Source organism: Iodobacter arcticus (genome assembly GCF_042664895.1).
In the GTDB taxonomy this organism is placed as follows: Bacteria; Pseudomonadota; Gammaproteobacteria; order Burkholderiales; family Chitinibacteraceae; genus Iodobacter; species Iodobacter arcticus.
Window position 1 is genome coordinate 23,602 of the sequence record NZ_JBHTBQ010000003.1, and the last position, 16,850, is coordinate 40,451.

Annotated in this window: 12 protein-coding genes and 4 tRNA genes; 8 read left to right on the forward strand and 8 right to left on the reverse strand. The window is 51.0% G+C overall.

The features are described 5' to 3' along the window. Positions 1 to 122: 122 nt before the first annotated feature. Both ACFQNF_RS01510 and ACFQNF_RS01515 read left to right on the forward strand, forming a co-directional pair. A complete protein-coding gene (locus tag ACFQNF_RS01510; protein ID WP_380185621.1) occupies positions 123 to 1,094 on the forward strand; it encodes a M90 family metallopeptidase in 972 nt (323 codons plus the stop codon). Beyond that, positions 1,091 to 1,882, forward strand: coding sequence for a class I SAM-dependent methyltransferase (locus ACFQNF_RS01515; protein WP_380185622.1), 792 nt, complete (start codon positions 1,091 to 1,093; stop codon positions 1,880 to 1,882). Before ACFQNF_RS01510 ends, ACFQNF_RS01515 begins: the two co-directional genes overlap by 4 nt. Here the strand turns inward: ACFQNF_RS01515 and ACFQNF_RS01520 are convergent. The 5 genes from ACFQNF_RS01520 to ACFQNF_RS01540 all read right to left on the reverse strand — a co-directional run bounded on the left by ACFQNF_RS01520 (position 1,879) and on the right by ACFQNF_RS01540 (position 2,917). Beyond that, positions 1,879 to 2,310: a PaaI family thioesterase gene (locus tag ACFQNF_RS01520; protein WP_380185624.1), complete on the reverse strand. Its 432-nt coding sequence runs from the start codon at positions 2,308 to 2,310 to the stop codon at positions 1,879 to 1,881. The two genes, ACFQNF_RS01515 and ACFQNF_RS01520, sit on opposite strands and share 4 nt — an antisense overlap. A gap of 95 nt (positions 2,311 to 2,405) precedes the next feature. Continuing rightward, positions 2,406 to 2,481, reverse strand: a tRNA-Asn gene (locus tag ACFQNF_RS01525). Between the two features lie 75 nt (positions 2,482 to 2,556). Further along, positions 2,557 to 2,632: transfer RNA gene (locus ACFQNF_RS01530), tRNA-Asn, on the reverse strand. Between the two features lie 83 nt (positions 2,633 to 2,715). After that, a tRNA-Asn gene (locus tag ACFQNF_RS01535) sits at positions 2,716 to 2,791 on the reverse strand. Between the two features lie 50 nt (positions 2,792 to 2,841). Then, positions 2,842 to 2,917, reverse strand: a tRNA-Asn gene (locus ACFQNF_RS01540). A 72-nt stretch (positions 2,918 to 2,989) separates the two neighbouring features. Between ACFQNF_RS01540 and ACFQNF_RS01545 the strand changes: the two genes are divergently transcribed. The 4 genes from ACFQNF_RS01545 to ACFQNF_RS01560 all read left to right on the forward strand — a co-directional run bounded on the left by ACFQNF_RS01545 (position 2,990) and on the right by ACFQNF_RS01560 (position 7,696). After that, positions 2,990 to 4,249 carry an AsmA family protein gene (locus ACFQNF_RS01545; protein ID WP_380185625.1) on the forward strand — a complete coding sequence of 420 codons (1,260 nt, stop codon included), beginning with the start codon at positions 2,990 to 2,992 and terminating at the stop codon, positions 4,247 to 4,249. Positions 4,250 to 4,561: 312 nt separating this feature from the next. Further along, positions 4,562 to 5,551 (forward strand): CAF17-like 4Fe-4S cluster assembly/insertion protein YgfZ, encoded by a 990-nt coding sequence (ygfZ, locus tag ACFQNF_RS01550; protein ID WP_380185626.1) that lies wholly within the window; start codon positions 4,562 to 4,564, stop codon positions 5,549 to 5,551. A gap of 157 nt (positions 5,552 to 5,708) precedes the next feature. Beyond that, entirely contained in the window at positions 5,709 to 6,497 is a 789-nt protein-coding gene (locus ACFQNF_RS01555; protein ID WP_380185627.1) for an enoyl-ACP reductase FabI, read from the forward strand. Between the two features lie 437 nt (positions 6,498 to 6,934). After that, positions 6,935 to 7,696, forward strand: coding sequence for a class II glutamine amidotransferase (locus ACFQNF_RS01560; RefSeq protein WP_380185628.1), 762 nt, complete (start codon positions 6,935 to 6,937; stop codon positions 7,694 to 7,696). A gap of 360 nt (positions 7,697 to 8,056) precedes the next feature. Here ACFQNF_RS01560 and recD read toward each other — a convergent pair whose 3' ends face one another. The 3 genes from recD to recB form a co-directional block, all read right to left on the reverse strand. Then, positions 8,057 to 9,739: an exodeoxyribonuclease V subunit alpha gene (gene recD / locus ACFQNF_RS01565; protein ID WP_380185630.1), complete on the reverse strand. Its 1,683-nt coding sequence runs from the start codon at positions 9,737 to 9,739 to the stop codon at positions 8,057 to 8,059. 193 nt (positions 9,740 to 9,932) lie between these two features. Further along, positions 9,933 to 10,553, reverse strand: a complete 621-nt coding sequence (locus ACFQNF_RS01570) for a 3'-5' exonuclease (protein ID WP_380185632.1) — start codon at positions 10,551 to 10,553, stop codon at positions 9,933 to 9,935. Between the two features lie 203 nt (positions 10,554 to 10,756). Beyond that, positions 10,757 to 14,407: an exodeoxyribonuclease V subunit beta gene (gene recB, locus ACFQNF_RS01575; protein ID WP_380185633.1), complete on the reverse strand. Its 3,651-nt coding sequence runs from the start codon at positions 14,405 to 14,407 to the stop codon at positions 10,757 to 10,759. Between the two features lie 282 nt (positions 14,408 to 14,689). Here recB and ACFQNF_RS01580 point away from each other — a divergent pair, with 282 nt between their 5' ends. Both ACFQNF_RS01580 and ACFQNF_RS01585 read left to right on the forward strand, forming a co-directional pair. Beyond that, positions 14,690 to 15,091, forward strand: coding sequence for an endonuclease domain-containing protein (locus ACFQNF_RS01580; protein WP_380185635.1), 402 nt, complete (start codon positions 14,690 to 14,692; stop codon positions 15,089 to 15,091). A gap of 564 nt (positions 15,092 to 15,655) precedes the next feature. After that, positions 15,656 to 16,321 carry a DNA alkylation repair protein gene (locus ACFQNF_RS01585; protein ID WP_380185637.1) on the forward strand — a complete coding sequence of 222 codons (666 nt, stop codon included), beginning with the start codon at positions 15,656 to 15,658 and terminating at the stop codon, positions 16,319 to 16,321. Positions 16,322 to 16,850: the final 529 nt, after the last annotated feature.

The window sequence follows — 16,850 nt, forward strand, 5'->3', positions numbered from 1 at the left end:
CAGTAAGGGCAGCGAGTTTACCTGATATTGCTAAGGAGAAAATCTTTGGGGACGGTTGTCGCTTGATTTGCATAAAACCATGCCCATCTCTTTTGATATGCCTCCCTCGCTGGATCTGCCCTATGTTTAATTTTTTGCGTCAGCGTACTCGGCGGCGTTATTCAAGCAGCCTGTTGGGCTTAAGACTGATCTACTGCGGAAAAGCCGGATTTGGCCATATTGCACGCATTTTTTCGTTGAATAGCCAGCTATTCGCCTCAAAAATCCGAGCAATCTGTCTCAAACCGAGCTTTCCCTCGCTACGATCGCTTAAGCTCAATAGGCTGCTAGCCAGCCAGCCTGTGCAAGATAGTTTGTGGCAAAAGATGCTGCTCCTGCCCTTATTGCGTGGCTTGAATGAGGCTGATCTGGCCCTGCTAAAGGATCATGCTGCATGGTTTTTGCATACCAAGACCATTACGCCAGTGCATGGCTTAGAGATCGATGACGAGCTGCGTCTATTGATAGCGGTGCAGGCCACGCTGCCAATTCTTAATCTGGGCTTTGATGCCTATGACGATTGGCAGGAGGTGGTGCTGTATCCGGGGCGCTTTATTAGTCGTGATCTTTATACCGATTCGATAGGGCTTGTACATCAGGAAATGCGTGTTTTATCTGGGCAGGCACGGCACCAAGGCGCGGTCTTGCTATCGATGATGGATGTGATTGAAGCGCCTTATCACCCCAGCAGCAATGTGGTGATTCATGAAATGGCGCATAAGCTGGATATGCGCTCCGGCAGTGCCAATGGTTGCCCACCGCTGCATCAGGGCATGAACTATGCACGCTGGAAAAAAGTGTTTTCTAAGGCGTTTCAGGCCATCAGCCGGCAGGCAGCGATGGGCGAAGCTGGCACAATTGATCTCTATGCGGCAGAAAATCCGGCAGAATGTCTGGCTGTGTGCAGCGAAACCTTCTTCGCTGCCCCCCATTTATTGCTTGAGAGTTATCCCGACGTGTATCAACAACTGAGTTTATTTTATCGCCAAGACCCCGCTGCGCGCAGACCGCAGTATCAATACAGACCCGTGTTGATGATGGGGGGCTGGGTATGATCGGCCTATTGCAAGCAGGGGCCAGCCCTGAAATTTGTGAGGCAGTTATTGCATTAGGACTGCCGCTTTGGAGCGAGCTGCCAGCAGGCGCTGCCCATTATCTTTGCTGGCAAAATGAGCGGCTAGAGCTAGTGACGCTTGGCGAAAAAGGCACGGTTGCTGTCGATTTTGTTGGCGGAGCGGCTGCGCACCGTCGGCAATTTGGCGGAGGCCGTGGCCAGCCGGTGGCCAAAGCGGTCGGGATTAAAGGTGAGTACGTGCCAAGAGTCCTTGATGCCACAGCAGGCCTTGGCCGGGATGCTTTTGTGCTGGCTTCTTTAGGCTGCGAAGTCACGCTGATTGAGCGTTCCCCCGTGGCTGTGGCCTTATTACTAGATGGTTTGCGCCGCGCACAGGCCGATGCCGCGATTGGCAAGATCGTGGGCAGAATGCGCTTGGTCTTTGGTGATGGGCATCTAGAGCTGGCTAAATTACTGGCAGGGCAGGCATTTAACTATTTATTTAATCCTCCTGCCGCCACACCCGAGTTTGATGTGGTGTTTCTAGACCCGATGTTTCCAGATCCAACTAAACGCGCCAAATCTAAAAAAGAAATGGCCGCGTTTCAAACCGTGATTGGCGATGATCCGGACGCCAACGAGCTGCTGCAGCCCGCAAGACACATTGCCAAAAAACGCGTGATTGTTAAACGCCCCCGCATTGCTCCCCTTATGGCTGGGGTGAAGCCTGATTTTGTATTTGGCGGGGAAAGCACGCGCTTTGATGGCTATTTGCCATTGGGGCGCTAGCGTCGAATCACGCAGGTGGCTGTGGCATGCGCCAATAGGGTGCCATTGGCTAATTTGATTGATCCTTCCGAAACACCAATGCTTTTGGAAATATGCAAAATTTTTCCTTCAGCTAGTAGCTTGGTGTTTTTAGGAATGGCTTTGACCATTTTTACATTTAAATCGACTGTGGCGTAGCTGGCCCCTGCCTCTAGCATGCTGTGTACGGCGCAGGCGGTGACAGAATCAAGCACGGTGGCGGCAAAGCCACCGTGTACGCCGCCCATAGGATTCAAATGTCGCTCATCGGCTTGTGCTGTAAAGCGTACCGAGCCTTCGCTGATATGCACCATGCTCATGGGCATCGTCTGAGTAATGGAAGGCTCTGGGAGCTTGCCATCGGCCATGGCTTGCAGTAATTGCAGACCGGTGAATTCGTTTGGGTTCATGGACGTGATATTTGAAGATAAGGAAAGCCTAAAGTATCACGGCTGGTGGAAAATAGACGTAAAAAAACCACAGCCAAGGCTGTGGTTTTTTTAACTGGCTCCCCGACCTGGACTCGAACCAGGGACCTGCGGATTAACAGTCCGTCGCTCTACCAACTGAGCTATCAGGGAATAAATCTTGGTGTTTTATAATGGGGCGCTACTGCTTTCCCCAAGAAGCTGCTTTTCAGCAACGCCTTTAAATATTGGCTCCCCGACCTGGACTCGAACCAGGGACCTGCGGATTAACAGTCCGTCGCTCTACCAACTGAGCTATCAGGGAATAAAACTTGGTTTTTTATGACTGAGGAGCTTGATGCGTCCCCCAGAAAAAAGAAGCTGCTTTTCAGCAGCACCTTTAAATATTGGCTCCCCGACCTGGACTCGAACCAGGGACCTGCGGATTAACAGTCCGTCGCTCTACCAACTGAGCTATCAGGGAATAACAAAACTACCTACTTTATCATCGAAGCCTAGTATCGTAAGATTGCTTGGCTCCCCGACCTGGACTCGAACCAGGGACCTGCGGATTAACAGTCCGTCGCTCTACCAACTGAGCTATCAGGGAATCGATGAAGGCCCGTATGGTAGAATCCGATCCTCTTTCTGTCAACACAAAGTATGAATTATTCGAGACGTTATGATGAAAAAAACAAGAACACTGTTGTTTTGTTTGCTTTTATTCTTTGTATTAATTGTAAGTCTACCGCTGATCTTGCCGCTAAATAGCTACAAACCTCAGCTGGAAAAGCGTCTTTCAACGCTATTACAGGCGAAAGTTCAGCTAGAAAACATCGAATTTACCTACCAACCTTTGCCTTTTTTTGCGCTAAATGGCATAAAAATTGATGAAGGCGCAGGAAAAATCGAACAAATTCGTATTCCTTTAAACTTTTTTAATCTGTTTAAGTATGGCAAAAGCTTAAAAAATGTTGAGGTTGAAGGCGTGCATTTAAGCCCCGCCTTGGCTTTTTCTCTACCCAAACGCTTTGCTGCCCTTGAGCAAGATCGCATTACTTTGGGCGATGTTGTGCTGACAAAAGCCAGTGTAATTCTGGAGCAGGGCGAGCTGGGGCCGATCGATGGGGTCATGAAATTTGCCCAAAATGGCGCAATGGCCGATTTGCAGCTGGCGGATAAGCAGGGGCATATTGAAGTTCATCTTAAGCCCAAGGGCGATAATGTAGGGCTAACCGTGCAAGCCACCAGCTGGGAGTTGCCGCTAGGCTACCCCATCGTTTTCGAAAGGTTATATATGAGCGGAGAAGGCTCACCAGAGGGTTTGGTGATTGATGATATTCGCGGTGAATCATATGGCGGGGTTTTAAGTGGTAAGGCTCAGCTGACCAAGCAAACCGAATGGAATTTACAAGGGCAACTGGTGGCTAAAGGGGTTCATACCGAGCCACTGAGCAAAATCTTCAGCCCTGCCACGTTTGTTTCTGGCCGCATGGATGCAGAGGCGCAGTTTAATTATCGCGCAGCAGACTACTTAAAATTATTTGCACATCCAGCAATTGATGCTCAGTTTTTAGTGCGGGAAGGTGCTGTGCATAATTTGGATTTAGTGGCTCAGCTACGCGCTGGCGAAACACCAGCGGGCCGGGGCGGGCAAACGCGCTTTGATACCTTAAAGGGCAAGATGGTGATGCGCGATCGCTCTGTACAGCTGCAAAGCATGGTGCTGGAAGCGGGCAAATTTAACGCGCAGGGCGCGGTGCAAACGGGGGGCAGCACTTTAAACGGCGCGGTTTCGGCCCGTCTGAAAGCGGGTGTGTTGGTGATTTCTAATCAAATCAGAATAGGCGGCAATTTAACAAGCCCGACTTTAAGCTCAGGCAGCGCAGCCAGAGGGGGAGCACTACCTAGCCCTACTGAAATGATTGAAACGCCGTTGTAAATGATGCTTTTTTGATAAGACAGAAACGTGCACGGATGGGGTGTGCCAGGCGCACTCCATGCACGATATGTTTGTGAGCACTTGCTAGTCCGTGTGCTCGACTCCATACGGCCAGTTGCTTTGAATGCAGTGGCCGTATTTTTTATGTATTTTGGCGGCCATTTGCTTTAAAAAGCACTGGGCTAGCTATAAATCGTATGATTTCTTGCTTTATTTGCTTGAGCTTGGCGGCCTGTGCAGCTGAGCTGATGCCCTTGCTAATACTGAAAGTCATTATAATGGGCGTTTTACTAGCAGACAGCAGGGCACATCATGGCTTGGACAGATCTTTTGGCGCAGGGCGAATTGGGTGATGGCGCAAGCGAGATGCAAGCATTCGCCACCGCCGCTGTAATGAGCCCGTTGGCTGATTTTGGCATTATTGCTTTTAGCGGGGAAGAAACCGAGCCTTTTTTGCAAGGCCAGCTTTCTAGCGATATTCGTGCTTTAGGCGAAAATACCGCGCAATACTCCAGCTATTCCACGCCTAAGGGCCGGATGCTGGCGAGTTTTCTGGTGTTTCGCCAAGGGGACGATTACTGCTTGCAAATCGCCGCCGAGCTACAAGAGGCCATCCAAAAGCGCCTTTCTATGTTTGTGATGCGCTCTAAAACCAAGGCGCGTGATGCCAGTAGCGAGCTTTGTTTATTAGGTGTAGCCGGCCCCTTAGCCGCTGAAAAATTATCAGCAGTGTTGGGCGATTTACCAGAAGGCGATTTTGCAACGCTGCATAAAGAGCACTGCACGGTGATTGCATTGCCGGGCAAGCGTTACCAATTAGCCATTACCAGCGATGCGGCTTTGGCGCTTTGGCAGCAATTAGCCGCAAGCGGTGTATTGCCGGTGGCTGAATCACTTTGGCGTTTAAGCGATATTCGTGCGGGTAGCCCGTGGATTACAGCGGCAACCAGCGATGCTTTTGTCGCGCAAATGGCCAATATGGAGCTGATTGGTGGCGTGAGCTTTACCAAGGGCTGCTATCCGGGCCAGGAGATTGTGGCGCGTACCCAATATCTGGGTAAGCTTAAGCGCCGCATGTATCGTGCCAGTATTGCAACTGAGCATGCCGAGGCAGGGCAGGAAGTATTTAGTAGTGAAATGAATGGCCAAGCGAGCGGTAAGGTGATGCTAGCCGCTCCCGCAGATCAAGGCCGCTGGGAAATTCTGGTGGTTGCCCAAATTGCCAGCTTAGAGCTAGGTTTACATCTGGGCACGGTAGACGGACCTAAACTCGAAATCCTTGATTTGCCCTATGCTGTATAAATAAGCGCTTCTCTTATGCTTAGGCGGGCAATACGCCGCCTATTGGCAGGGAAGAGAAGGTATTGATCGTTGTCATTGACAAGTTTGGCGTATCTAGGCGCAGATTCGTTTATAATCCGGCCTCTATGTCTTAATTACATATATTAAAGGTGTTTGTATGGGCTTTCTCGCCGGCAAAAAAATCTTGATCACCGGTCTTTTATCAGACCGCTCTATTGCCTACGGCATTGCTCAGGCTGCCAAACGTGAAGGTGCAATCTTGGCCTTCACTTATGTAAGTGAAAACTTACGCCAGCGCGTTATCGATCTGGCGAAAGATTTCGATACTGATTTGGTTCTGCCCTGTGATGTAGCAAGCGATGAGCAGATTGCCGAAGTATTTGTAGAGCTTGGCAAGCACTGGGATAAGCTCGATGGCTTGGTTCACTCGATTGGTTTTGCGCCGCGCGAAGCCCTGAAAGGTGATTACCTTGATGCCGTAACGCGCGAATCATTCCAGATTGCGCATGACATCAGCTCTTACAGCTTTGCGGCGCTGGCCAAAGCCGCTCGCCCAATGCTGAGCGAAGGCGCTTCTCTGGTTACCATGACTTACCTTGGCGCAGAGCGTGCGATTCCTAACTACAATGTAATGGGTTTGGCTAAGGCATCGCTAGAAGCCAATGTTCGTTATATGGCCGCTGCGCTTGGCCCGGATCGCGCCATTCGTGTGAATGCGGTTTCTGCTGGCCCGATCAAAACACTGGCTGCTGCCGGTATTGCTAATTTCAGCACATTACTGAAAAAAGCAGCCGAAGGCACACCGCTGAAGCGCAATGTTACGCAAGAAGAAGTCGGCAATGTAACCGCTTTCCTCTTATCGTCGCTTTCAACTGGTATGACGGGTGAAGTGGTGATGGTGGATTGTGGCTTTAGCCACGGCGCGGGCTCAAGCACGATAGATTAAGCTTTAATCTCTATCCTTGAAAAACGCCCGCTTGGGCGTTTTTTGTTTTAAGAGGTTTAGAAGTGCTCTCACTACAAAAAGATCTGTAGACACAGAGCCGAAAGAGCACACGGAGCACATAGAGAAAAACCTGATTATCCCTAAGCTTAAAACTGCTTCAGCTTTAAGCTTAGGGAGCAAAACCTTGAACCACAGAGTTTCACAAAGGAAACGATAGATTCTATGGTTTTCTCTGTGGTCTCTGTGTCCTCGTTTTACTCTGTGGTTCAAGGTTTAGTTCTCTATCAAGGTTAACTGAATAATCTTGTTAATCAGTTGATTATTTAAGGGTTTCTCCGTGTGCTCCATGTTCTCACTGATCTCTGTGTCTACAGGTTTAAGGTGTTTGTGAGGCGAGTAAATGTGCTGCAATGTACTAGTGAATAAAGGATTACCCCATGTGCCAGCTACTCGGTATGAATTGCAATGTGCCGACCGATATTATGTTTTCTTTCGAAGGCTTTCGCCGTCGTGGTGGCTTGACTGACCATCATGCAGATGGTTGGGGAATCGCTTTTTTTGAAGGTGATGGTTGCCGGATGTTTCTGGATTATCTGCCATCGGCCAGCTCGCCGATTGCCGATCTGGTACGCGCCTATCCGATTAAATCGACCAATGTGATTGCCCATATTCGCAAGGCCACGCAAGGGCAGATCAGCCTTGCCAATACCCACCCGTTTCGCCGCGAGCTATGGGGGCGTTACTGGATTTTTGCGCATAATGGCAATCTGCCAGAGCGGCCAGATCTAGCTGGCAGCCGTTTTCTGCCTGTTGGCAGCACCGATAGCGAGCACGCGTTTTGCTGGATTTTATCCGAGCTTGCCCAGCGCTTTGCAAGCTGCCCACCCTTGCCGGTGTTGAAACAAGCACTGGCGGAGTTGGCAACGCCCCTGATGGCGGTTGGCACATTTAATTTCTTACTTTCTGATGGCAGAGCTTTATTTGCCCATTGCAGCACCGATTTGCACTACCTGGTACGCAAAGCGCCATTTACGCTGGCGCATTTGAATGACACCGATGTGAGTGTCGATTTTTCGCAAGTTACCACACAAAACGACCGGGTCGCTGTCATCGCCACCCAGCCGCTAACCGACAATGAAACATGGACCAAAATGCAGCCGGGTGAGTTGCTGTGCTTTGTGGATGGAATGCCGGAGTAAGGTGAAATCGGTGTTGTAATTTCATAGGGTGCAAAACGCCGTAGGCGTTACGCACCGCAACAAACTATTGCTCGGGAGGCGTTAAAAACAAAACCTCTTCCTGCATATCTTTACAAAAAAGCGCCAAACAAAGCCAAGGCAAATCCTATCAACTTAAGGAAAACCTGCGAGGCATAATGCTTTTGTAGGTTGGGTTAGCTGGTTTATTCGCCTATTGGGGCGGATAAACCAGCGTAACCCAACATTTAGGTGCAAAAGAATGTTGGGTTACGCAATATATCGCTGAACGAGGTAAACCTCGCATGCAGACGGCTAACCCAACCTACAAATTCCTTTAAGTTGATAGGATTGGATTTGGCCCTACCTCAACGCCACCGCCAGCCCGCTTTGCCGAATAGATTGCTTAGCAATGGCTTTGCTCAGCACTTCATTACTTCCCCAAATCTCTACTTTTTTCTTGGCGCGGGTGAGGCCGGTGTAGATCAGGCTACGGCTGAGTAGCTCATGCGGCTGGTCTGGCAGCAATAAGATCACCTCGTCAAATTCCGAGCCTTGGCTTTTGTGCACCGTGAGGGCCAGTGCAGTCTCGTGGGCGGGCAGGCGGGCGGGGCTGAACCAGCGCAGGGTGTTGCCTTCGCCTTTAAAAGCCACGCGGGGTGCGCCGTTGTCAATAAACGTTAGGCCGATATCGCCGTTATAGAGCTGCACGCCATAATCATTTTGCGTGATTAAAATGGGGCGGCCTGCGTACCAGAGGCTATTCTCGGGGATGAATTTTTTGGCTTGCCAGTGTGCTTCTAACTGCTGATTCACCCCCATCACCCCCGCATGGCCTTCACGTAAGGCAGTTAGCACGCGGAAGGTATCGAAGGCAGCAAAAGCGGCGTCCACGTCGCCAGCCAGCACGGCCTGCCAGTAAGCCGCGTAGCCAAGATCGCAACGGGTGAGTAGTGTTTTACTATTGGGCTGCCAGCCTAATTCTGCTTCTGCCTCGGCAAATAAATCATCCGGCTGCAGTAGCGCCAATGCGCCCTTGGCATCGCCCGAATTCACCAAGCTTGCCAGCTTGCCAATGCCACCGCCTGCGGCAAAGCGGTGGCTATGCTCTAGTGTCATTACGGCATTGCCCATGCTGCTGGCTGGCGCTTTGCTGCTGGCGATTTCCACCCCTGTAGTGGTTTTGAGCGCTTGAATAAAATCAGCGCTGGGCGATTTTAAGCTGCACAGCTCGGCAAATACCGCACCGGCATCCACCGCATCCAGCTGATCTTTGTCCCCGAGTAAAATCAGCCGAGCGTGCGCGGGCAGGGCTTCTACCAGCTGCGCCATTAAGGCCAGATCGATCATTGAAGCTTCATCGACCACCAGCACATCTAGCGCCAGCGGATTAGCGGCATGATGCTTAAAACTGCCATCAGGGCGCGGCCCCAGTAAGCGGTGCAGGGTGGAAGCGGTTTCTGGGATGACAGCTAGCGTTTCGGGCGTGACAGCAAGGCTCGATTTTCTTTCCCGCACCGATTCACTCATTCTGGCTGCAGCCTTACCGGTGGGCGCGGCCATTTTAATGCTTAGCGCGTTGCCTTCCATGATTTGCAAAGCGGCCAGAATACGCAGCACGGTGGTGGTTTTACCCGTGCCAGGCCCGCCGGAAATCACTGTCAGCTTTTGCATCACTGCTGCCGCTGCCGCTACTTTTTGCAAATCAGGTTGAATGCTGGATGCAGCAAATAGCTCATCCAGCAGCGTGGCAAGCTTAGCCAAATCCACATCGCATCGCTCGCCTGCCAATTGCCGCAGGCGCTTGGCCAGCTGCGATTCATACCACCAATAGCGGGTGAGATAGAGCCGGTCTTTATCCTGTGTAAGCGGCTTAAACTCGCCCGGCCTGCCGATTAAGGGGCTGCTGAATGGCGCAGTTTTAATACAACTATGCCCCGCCGCCAGCGCCGCGCAGAGCTTGGCGAGGGTGGCATTCAGCTCATCCGATTGCGGCCCGCAAAGGCGCTCAAAACTACGGCTTAATTCAAAGGCAAAGTCTGGCATGGGGGGCTCTTGAAGCAAAACGGATAAAAAAACTGCAAAAAACCTAAATCTTTAACCACAGAGAGCACAGAGGACACGGAGTTTCACGGAGAAAAGCGTGAGGAGTTTTCTTCGTGGCCCTCCGTGTTCTCCTTTTCCTCCGTGGTTCAAGATTTGGGTTTTGTCTTTCACTATGTTCTCTGTGGCGACGAGATTAGGCTTTTTTCTGTTTATTTAAAAAATCAGGTACTTTGGCGGCGACTGTTTTGCTGATCTTTTCCAGCAGTGCTAAATCAATCTGCTGCATTTGGCAGGTTTTTGCTAAGTGCTGGGCAATATGGATCAGCAAATGGGCCGAGACTTCTGCATCGGCTTCGGCCCTGTGGGCGGAGCCTTGAAAGCGTATGCCTAAACTTGCGGCCAAAGTGGCGAGTTTGTAATTACTCATGCCGGGGAATAAGCGGCGCGATAGTTTGAGCGTGCAGTGCAGGCCTTGGTATTGCGGCAATAGATGGACGCGCTGGCTTTCGGCCAATAGAAACTTCGCGTCAAAGCTGGCGTTGTGCGCCGACAGCGGATCGCTGCCGATAAATTCGATCAGCGCCGGAACCACCTCGCTGGCAGGCGGAGCCTTGTTGACCATGGCTTGGCTGATGCCGGTGAGCTGGGTAATAAAGGAGGGAATACGCACGCCGCAATTGACCAAGGATACAAAGCGATCAGTAATCTGCCCGTCAACAATCCGCAGCGCAGCCACTTCGGTGATTCGATCAGAATGGCTGATGCCGGTGGTTTCAAAATCCAGCATCACGATAGGGCGGTTGAATGAAATCATGGGGTCTTTAAAAAAATTGTAGGGTGGGCAGGTTTTTGTGCCCACGCGGGGTAGCTATAAAACCCAAATCTTGAAACACAGAGAGCACGGAGAACACGGAGTTTCACGGAGAAAACCTTATTCCTCATGTTTTTCTCCGTGGCCCTCCGTGTTCTCCTTTTCCTCCGTGGTTTAAGATTTGGGTTTTCTCTGTGGCGACGATATTAGGTTTTCACAGCATTCCCCATCAACGCCACTTCAATATCATCCAGCAATTCCATACTTGGTCTGCTGAAGTACACGCCGTTTTGTCCGTCTTGCTTTCCTAGCCCGCGCATAAATAAGTAGTACACACCGCCGAATTGATCGTCAGTAAAGTTGGGTAAGCGCTGGCGCAGAAATCGGCGCACTGCGGCGCTGTAGATCAGGTATTGCAAGTAATAGTGGTGCTGGGCCATGGCGGGGATGAGTTTAGCGGGGGCGTAGTCGGCCACGCTATTACCTAACCAATTGCTTTTGTAATCCAGCACGAAATAGCTGTTTTCGTATTCAAACACTAGATCGATAAAGCCTCTTAAAAAGCCGTTGATATGAAAGAAATCTAGTGTGCTGGCGGCGGCGCGAAACTCGATAGGCAGTGATGGATGTTGCAGCGCTGCAATCAGGCGTTCGGGCTGGCAGTGGCTTACGCTATAGGTGAATTCCATTTCTGCCACGCGGTTTTTGGGCGGGATGCTGGCTAAGGTCAGCGCCTTACCATCGAGCCGTGCAGAAACGGTGTCTTGCACCATTTGGCTGACGATTTCTAGCCAATGCTCTGGAATACCGTGGTGCTCTAGGGCTTTGCCGGTGGTGGCGAGCAGCGTATCTGCATCTTGCCAATCCCATTCTTCTAAAATAGCGTGCAGGCAAGTACCGGCCACGGTGGCGGCGGCTTCTCTTTCGGGGAAGCTAAATACCGATCGGCCTTCTGGCGCTGTGGATGAATCGGCTTCCGGCGCACTACTTGCGCTATCCCTATCTGGCCCTTCGGAATGATTATGCGCGGTCATGCCAGAAAAGCTGGCGACCCGCCATGTGGGGTAGAGTTTTTTGCCAAGGTAGGGCTTAAATACTAGCGGCTCGGAAGGGGCAATTTTAAGGCCGGGCCCGCTAGCGCTGGGGGCATCGTGCAGGGCAAAGACTTCTGGCTGCTGCAGGCACATCGCCGTAATTTCACCCAGCAAGGTTTCATGATCGTAAGCTTTTAGATGTTCTTTTTGCGCTTCTAATACATCGCTATGCTCACCAGCGAGGGGATGTAGCAGCCAGGCCATGGCCGATTGCGATAGGCCGTCGCTAATTGCATAGCCTCGGCCATCTTTTAGGCCGATATTGCCCCAAACGATATAGCAGCGGTTTCTCGCGCGGGTCAGGCCCACGTAAAGCAGGCGCAGCTTTTCTTCAAAGGCTTCCCGTTTGGCGCTGTCTTTATGCTCATCAAAATCATCGCTGCCTAAATCCAGCCACGCTTTGTCATCCTGATGAAAACGCACCGCTTCGGTGTGCTTGCCCAGCAGGCGGCCATCCCATAAGAACGGGCAGAATACGATGGGGTATTCAAGGCCCTTGCTGGCGTGCAGGGTAACGATGCGCACGCGGTCCTCATCGCTTTCTAGGCGCAATAGGGCTTCGTCCCCGGCGTTTTTATTTTGGCGGCTAAACCACGCCAAGTGCTGCTCTAGGCCGGTGGCTTTGTGCGCTTGTAATAGCTCGGCCAGCTGTAATAGATTAGTCAGCCGCCGCTCGCCATCACTCAAAGAAAGTAAGCGTTGCGCCACATTGCGCCCATCCAAGCCTTGGTATTCCAGCCATTCTCTAAACATCGGGATCAAACCCTGCGTTTGCCAGAGTTTTTTCCAGTGGGCAAAGGCGTCCGCAATCTGGTCCCAGCCGTTGATTTCTAGGCGCAGCAGGGTAGCGGCATTGTTGCCGAGTAGGGTGCTAATCAGCGCGGCGCGTACAAGCCCTTGCTTGGCTGGCTCGCTAATGGCGGCAAGCACGGTATAAAGCTCGACGGCCTCTTGCGATTCCCAAACGCTATCCCTCACCCGCAGCACGCTCGGCACGCCTAGCTGGGTGAGCGCATCCTGCATGGCTTTAGCCCGAAAACGATCGGGAACCAGCACGGCCATATCGCCGCCAGAGAGTGGCTTATCTGCTAGCTTGGCTTTGCCTTCCCCTGCCAAGCGCAGCAGCCTTTCGATTTCTTGCGCGGTGATTTGGGCTGCCAGATGATTGGCGGTTTCTTTGGGCCAGCTGATTTGCACGCCTTTATCCGATACGCCTTCAGGCTCGGGCAAAAATTGGAAGCGAAAAGGGGCGCTCTTCCTCTCCTCATCAGTAGCGTCATTTTCGCCATCAACAATTAATTCTGGTCGAGGTTTACTCGCCGCTTTTACCGCGCTAAAGCTGACATGCGGGTCAACAAAAGCCTCGCTAGGCCGCTCAAACAGGGTATTTACCGCTGTGACTAAAGCGGGCACCGAGCGCTGATTGGTGTCCAAGCTTTCCTTGGCATCGACCAAGGCTTCGGCTTGGTGATAGGCGTGAATATCCGCGCCGCGAAAGCTATAAATTGCCTGCTTGGGGTCGCCAACCAAAAACAGCGGCGTGCTGCCATCGGCAAACACGCGCGAGAAAATATCGTACTGAATACCGTCGGTATCCTGAAACTCATCAATCAGCGCGGCTTTATAGCGGCGGCGCATGGCTATGGCTAAGCGCTCGCCGCCTTCCGCAGTCAGGCCTTGCCACACGCGCAGCAAAAGATCGTTAAAGGATAATTGCTGACGGCGGGCTAGGCGCTCGGGTAACTCGATATCGCAGCGGCGGCGCAGCTCGGCCAGGCCTTGTTTTTGCCGTAGCTGGCAAGCGCTGCTCAGGTCATTAATTAAGCTGGCCAGCAATTCCACTGCATCAAAAAAAGCATGCTCGGGTGGCGTTTTTCCCTTGGCGGTGCCGCTGATTAGCTTACTGCTGCTGAGCTTAATCAGCTCCTTGCTGTCGATATCCTGCCAGCCGCCATTGCCTGCGATATGGTCATCAATCAGTAAAAAGACTTTTTCTAATTGCTCAGGCTTATAGCTAGTTTGCTTTAAGGCTTTGCAGAGCGACTGCCCTAGCAGCATTTCTTTAATGACAGCTGAATGCTCGTTCCAAAGCTGGCGGTAGTTCTCAAAAGCAGCGGGCAGGGCGGCGCTTAATTCTGCAGTATCGGCCGCCATACCCAGCTCCACGGTATGCAGCAGCGGCTGGCCTAAATGGCCGTAGACTACGCGCAGCCATTCCTCTGGGCTGGCTTTGCTTTTGAGTAAGTATTCGGTGTAAATCGCATCGGCGGGGTAGACCTGCTCGCGCCAGAAATCTGCGGCAATTTCATCCAGCACCGGGCCGGTATCGCTGAGGATTTCCATACCAAAATCAGCGCCGCTTTCAAACGCAGACTGGATAAGCACCCGCTGGCAAAATGCGTGAATGGTATGAATCGCCGCCTCGTCCAAGCTGGCAATGGCGCGCTGCAAACGGCGCATCACCTCTTGCCGCCGATCGGCGTGCTGAATCAGTAACTGCTCACAAAACGGATCGAGCGCCTCTTCCCCTTCGAAAGATTCCAACACCTCGGCAAGGCGCCCACGGATGCGATCGCGCAGCTCGGCGGTGGCGGCCTCGGTAAAGGTCACTACCAGAATCTCTGGCACTTTTAAGCCGTGCTCAATCACCAGCCTTGTATATAAACCCGTAATCGTCCAAGTCTTCCCCGTCCCCGCGCTGGCCTCGATCATGTGTGGCCCAGCTAATGGCATCTCAAACAGATTTAGGGGGTGAAGATTCATAGAGTTCCAGAAGGGGGCGGGGGATGAGTGGTGGTGGGATTATAAAGGTTCAGCCTGACTTGGTGATGACGCTGAGTAATATCTTTGGGCCATATAACGACAGTTGAAAGGCAAATCCCCCCTGGCCCCCCTTTTTCAAAGGGGGGTAAAAGCGAGTGCCATGAATAGGCTAAATTGATTTGCTTCTTTTATTTTTAAAAAGGCCAAGCTCGACTTGGTTAACTTAAATATCATTAAGAATGATTTCATCTCCCCCTTTGAAAAAGGGGGCTAGGGGGGATTTTGCAACCATACAAATCTGGCCTGAAACCTTTTTCCCAAGATTTGCGCAAGCAGATGACCAATGCGGAACAATTGCTTTGGTCAAGGCTACGCCGCAAACAGGTGTTGGGTGTGCAGTTTTATCGGCAGAAGCCTTTGGCGAGTTTTATTGTTGATTTTTATTGTGCAGCAGCCAGTCTGGTGATTGAGCTGGACGGATCTCAGCACTTTGAAGCTGTGCATCAGGTAAATGATAAGAAAAGAGATCAGGGGCTGGCGGCAATGGGCCTATTGGTATTGCGATTTGATAACAGACAAGTTTTACAAGAATTTGACGAAGTTATGCAGGTGATTTTTGATGTGGTTGAAAGACAAATCCCCCCTGGCCCCCCTTTTTCAAAGGAGGGTAAAACCGGACCCTAGAACAAATAAGATTGATTTCATCGCCCTTTTGAAAAAGGGGGTAAAACCTAGCCTTATTAGGGGATAAGATTGATTTCACCCTTTATTTTTTCGCAGTTTGGGGGATAAAACCCAGCCCTATCAACTTGACCACTACAACAATTGATTTCATCCCTCGCTTTTTTTCAAAGGGGGGTAAAACCGGGCCCTAGAACAAATAATATTGATTTCAGCCCCCTTTTGAAAAAGGGGCTGGGGGTATAAGTATCTACACAATTTTAGGTGGCACTTCAGTGCTGCAGCTTCCCATTTTGAAAAAAGGGGCTGGGGGCATAAGTATCTACATAATTTTAGGTGGCACTTCAGTGTTGTAGCTTCCCCCTTTGTAAAAGGGGGATTGAGGGGGATTTGCTTTTGAATCAGCTTTGTTTGCTGCCTTTTTGTAAAGATATGCAATGCCTCATCCCCTTTAGCTCCCCTTTTTCAAAAGGGAGAACAAGTGCATCAATTTTATGAAGATACATATGGGCCAGGGGGATTTGGCAAGTATATAAACCAGACCTGAAAAATAATTTAAGAGGCCAAATGACTTCCTTTCAAGAGCATATCCGTAGCGCCATGCAAGCCATTGCTGATGATTCTGCGGCGATAGCCATGCGTGCCTATCAGCGTGATCAGTTTGAATTTTTAGGCGTAGCCGCCCCTGCCCGGCGTGCCGCGACCATGTCATTGATCAAAGAACTAAAGCCTGCCAGTGCCGAGGCTTTAATCGCAGAGGCACAAGGCCTGTGGAATTTGCCGCAGCGCGAATACCAATATATCGCCATCGATTTGCTGGCAAGGCATGTCAAAGTCTTAACAGGCACAGACATCCCCATCTTACTCGGCCTAGCTCAGCAGAAATCTTGGTGGGATACGGTAGATGGCTTGGTGAAAGTGATAGGCGCGATAGCCAAAGCAGATAAAGCCCAGCAAAGCCAAATGGATGCCGCGCTACTCCACCCCGATTTCTGGATCAGACGCATTGCCATGTTGCATCAGCTGGGCTGGAAGGGCGAAACCGACCTTGCCCGCTTACAAAACTACGCCAAGCAACTTGCGCCCGAAACCGAGTTTTTTATTAGGAAAGCCATAGGATGGGCGCTGAGGGAATACGCATGGCACGACCCTGCCGCCATTCGTGTTTTCTTGGTAGAAATGAGCGATCAATTATCGGCATTAAGTCGCAGAGAGGCAGGGAAGCATTTGTGAGGGGAGCAATTAGCCAATCCTATCAACTTAAGGCCAAAAACAGGACCAAGTCTGGTTTTGCGTAGGGTGTGCAAGTTGTTCTTCTTGCGCACCGTTCTCTGCGCTCCGACTACGTGGTCGTACACCCTAAGAAATGCAGATTCACGCCAAGGTAAAAGCTAAGTTGATAGGATTGAGCAATGCTTTAGCATGGCTTTTGCTGCTGCGTTTCTCCGTCAAATTCAAATGTTTATACCAAGCCTGCCGTCGGCTTTATTGATCTAAGTTGTCCTGCATAATTAAACCAACATCCGCCGTTCGGGGTGAGCGGCAAGTGCTGCTTAATGTATACCTAAGCACTTAGTTGCTTGTGATCTTAGTAAGATTGAATGTTGCTTAAAGTATAATGCTTTAAGATAAGTACTGAGTTATCCTTACGCTTTGTATTAATTTACCTGATTATGTCTCTTGCTCAGGAACCCTTGATTTAGCCATTCGCGCGGCGTAAAGTGAACGAACGTTCTATTTTGCGGAGGTGGATCATGCCCAT

Excerpts from the sequence above, each read along its gene's own strand:
- ACFQNF_RS01510 (WP_380185621.1), top strand. The coding sequence starts at position 123 with ATGTTTAATTTTTTGCGTCAGCGTACTCGGCGGCGTTATTCAAGCAGC.
- ACFQNF_RS01515 (WP_380185622.1), top strand. The coding sequence starts at position 1,091 with ATGATCGGCCTATTGCAAGCAGGGGCCAGCCCTGAAATTTGTGAGGCA.
- ACFQNF_RS01520 (WP_380185624.1), bottom strand. The coding sequence starts at position 2,310 with ATGAACCCAAACGAATTCACCGGTCTGCAATTACTGCAAGCCATGGCC.
- ACFQNF_RS01545 (WP_380185625.1), top strand. The coding sequence starts at position 2,990 with ATGATGAAAAAAACAAGAACACTGTTGTTTTGTTTGCTTTTATTCTTT.
- ygfZ (WP_380185626.1), top strand. The coding sequence starts at position 4,562 with ATGGCTTGGACAGATCTTTTGGCGCAGGGCGAATTGGGTGATGGCGCA.
- ACFQNF_RS01555 (WP_380185627.1), top strand. The coding sequence starts at position 5,709 with ATGGGCTTTCTCGCCGGCAAAAAAATCTTGATCACCGGTCTTTTATCA.
- ACFQNF_RS01560 (WP_380185628.1), top strand. The coding sequence starts at position 6,935 with ATGTGCCAGCTACTCGGTATGAATTGCAATGTGCCGACCGATATTATG.
- recD (WP_380185630.1), bottom strand. The coding sequence starts at position 9,739 with ATGCCAGACTTTGCCTTTGAATTAAGCCGTAGTTTTGAGCGCCTTTGC.
- ACFQNF_RS01570 (WP_380185632.1), bottom strand. The coding sequence starts at position 10,553 with ATGATTTCATTCAACCGCCCTATCGTGATGCTGGATTTTGAAACCACC.
- recB (WP_380185633.1), bottom strand. The coding sequence starts at position 14,407 with ATGAATCTTCACCCCCTAAATCTGTTTGAGATGCCATTAGCTGGGCCA.
- ACFQNF_RS01585 (WP_380185637.1), top strand. The coding sequence starts at position 15,656 with ATGACTTCCTTTCAAGAGCATATCCGTAGCGCCATGCAAGCCATTGCT.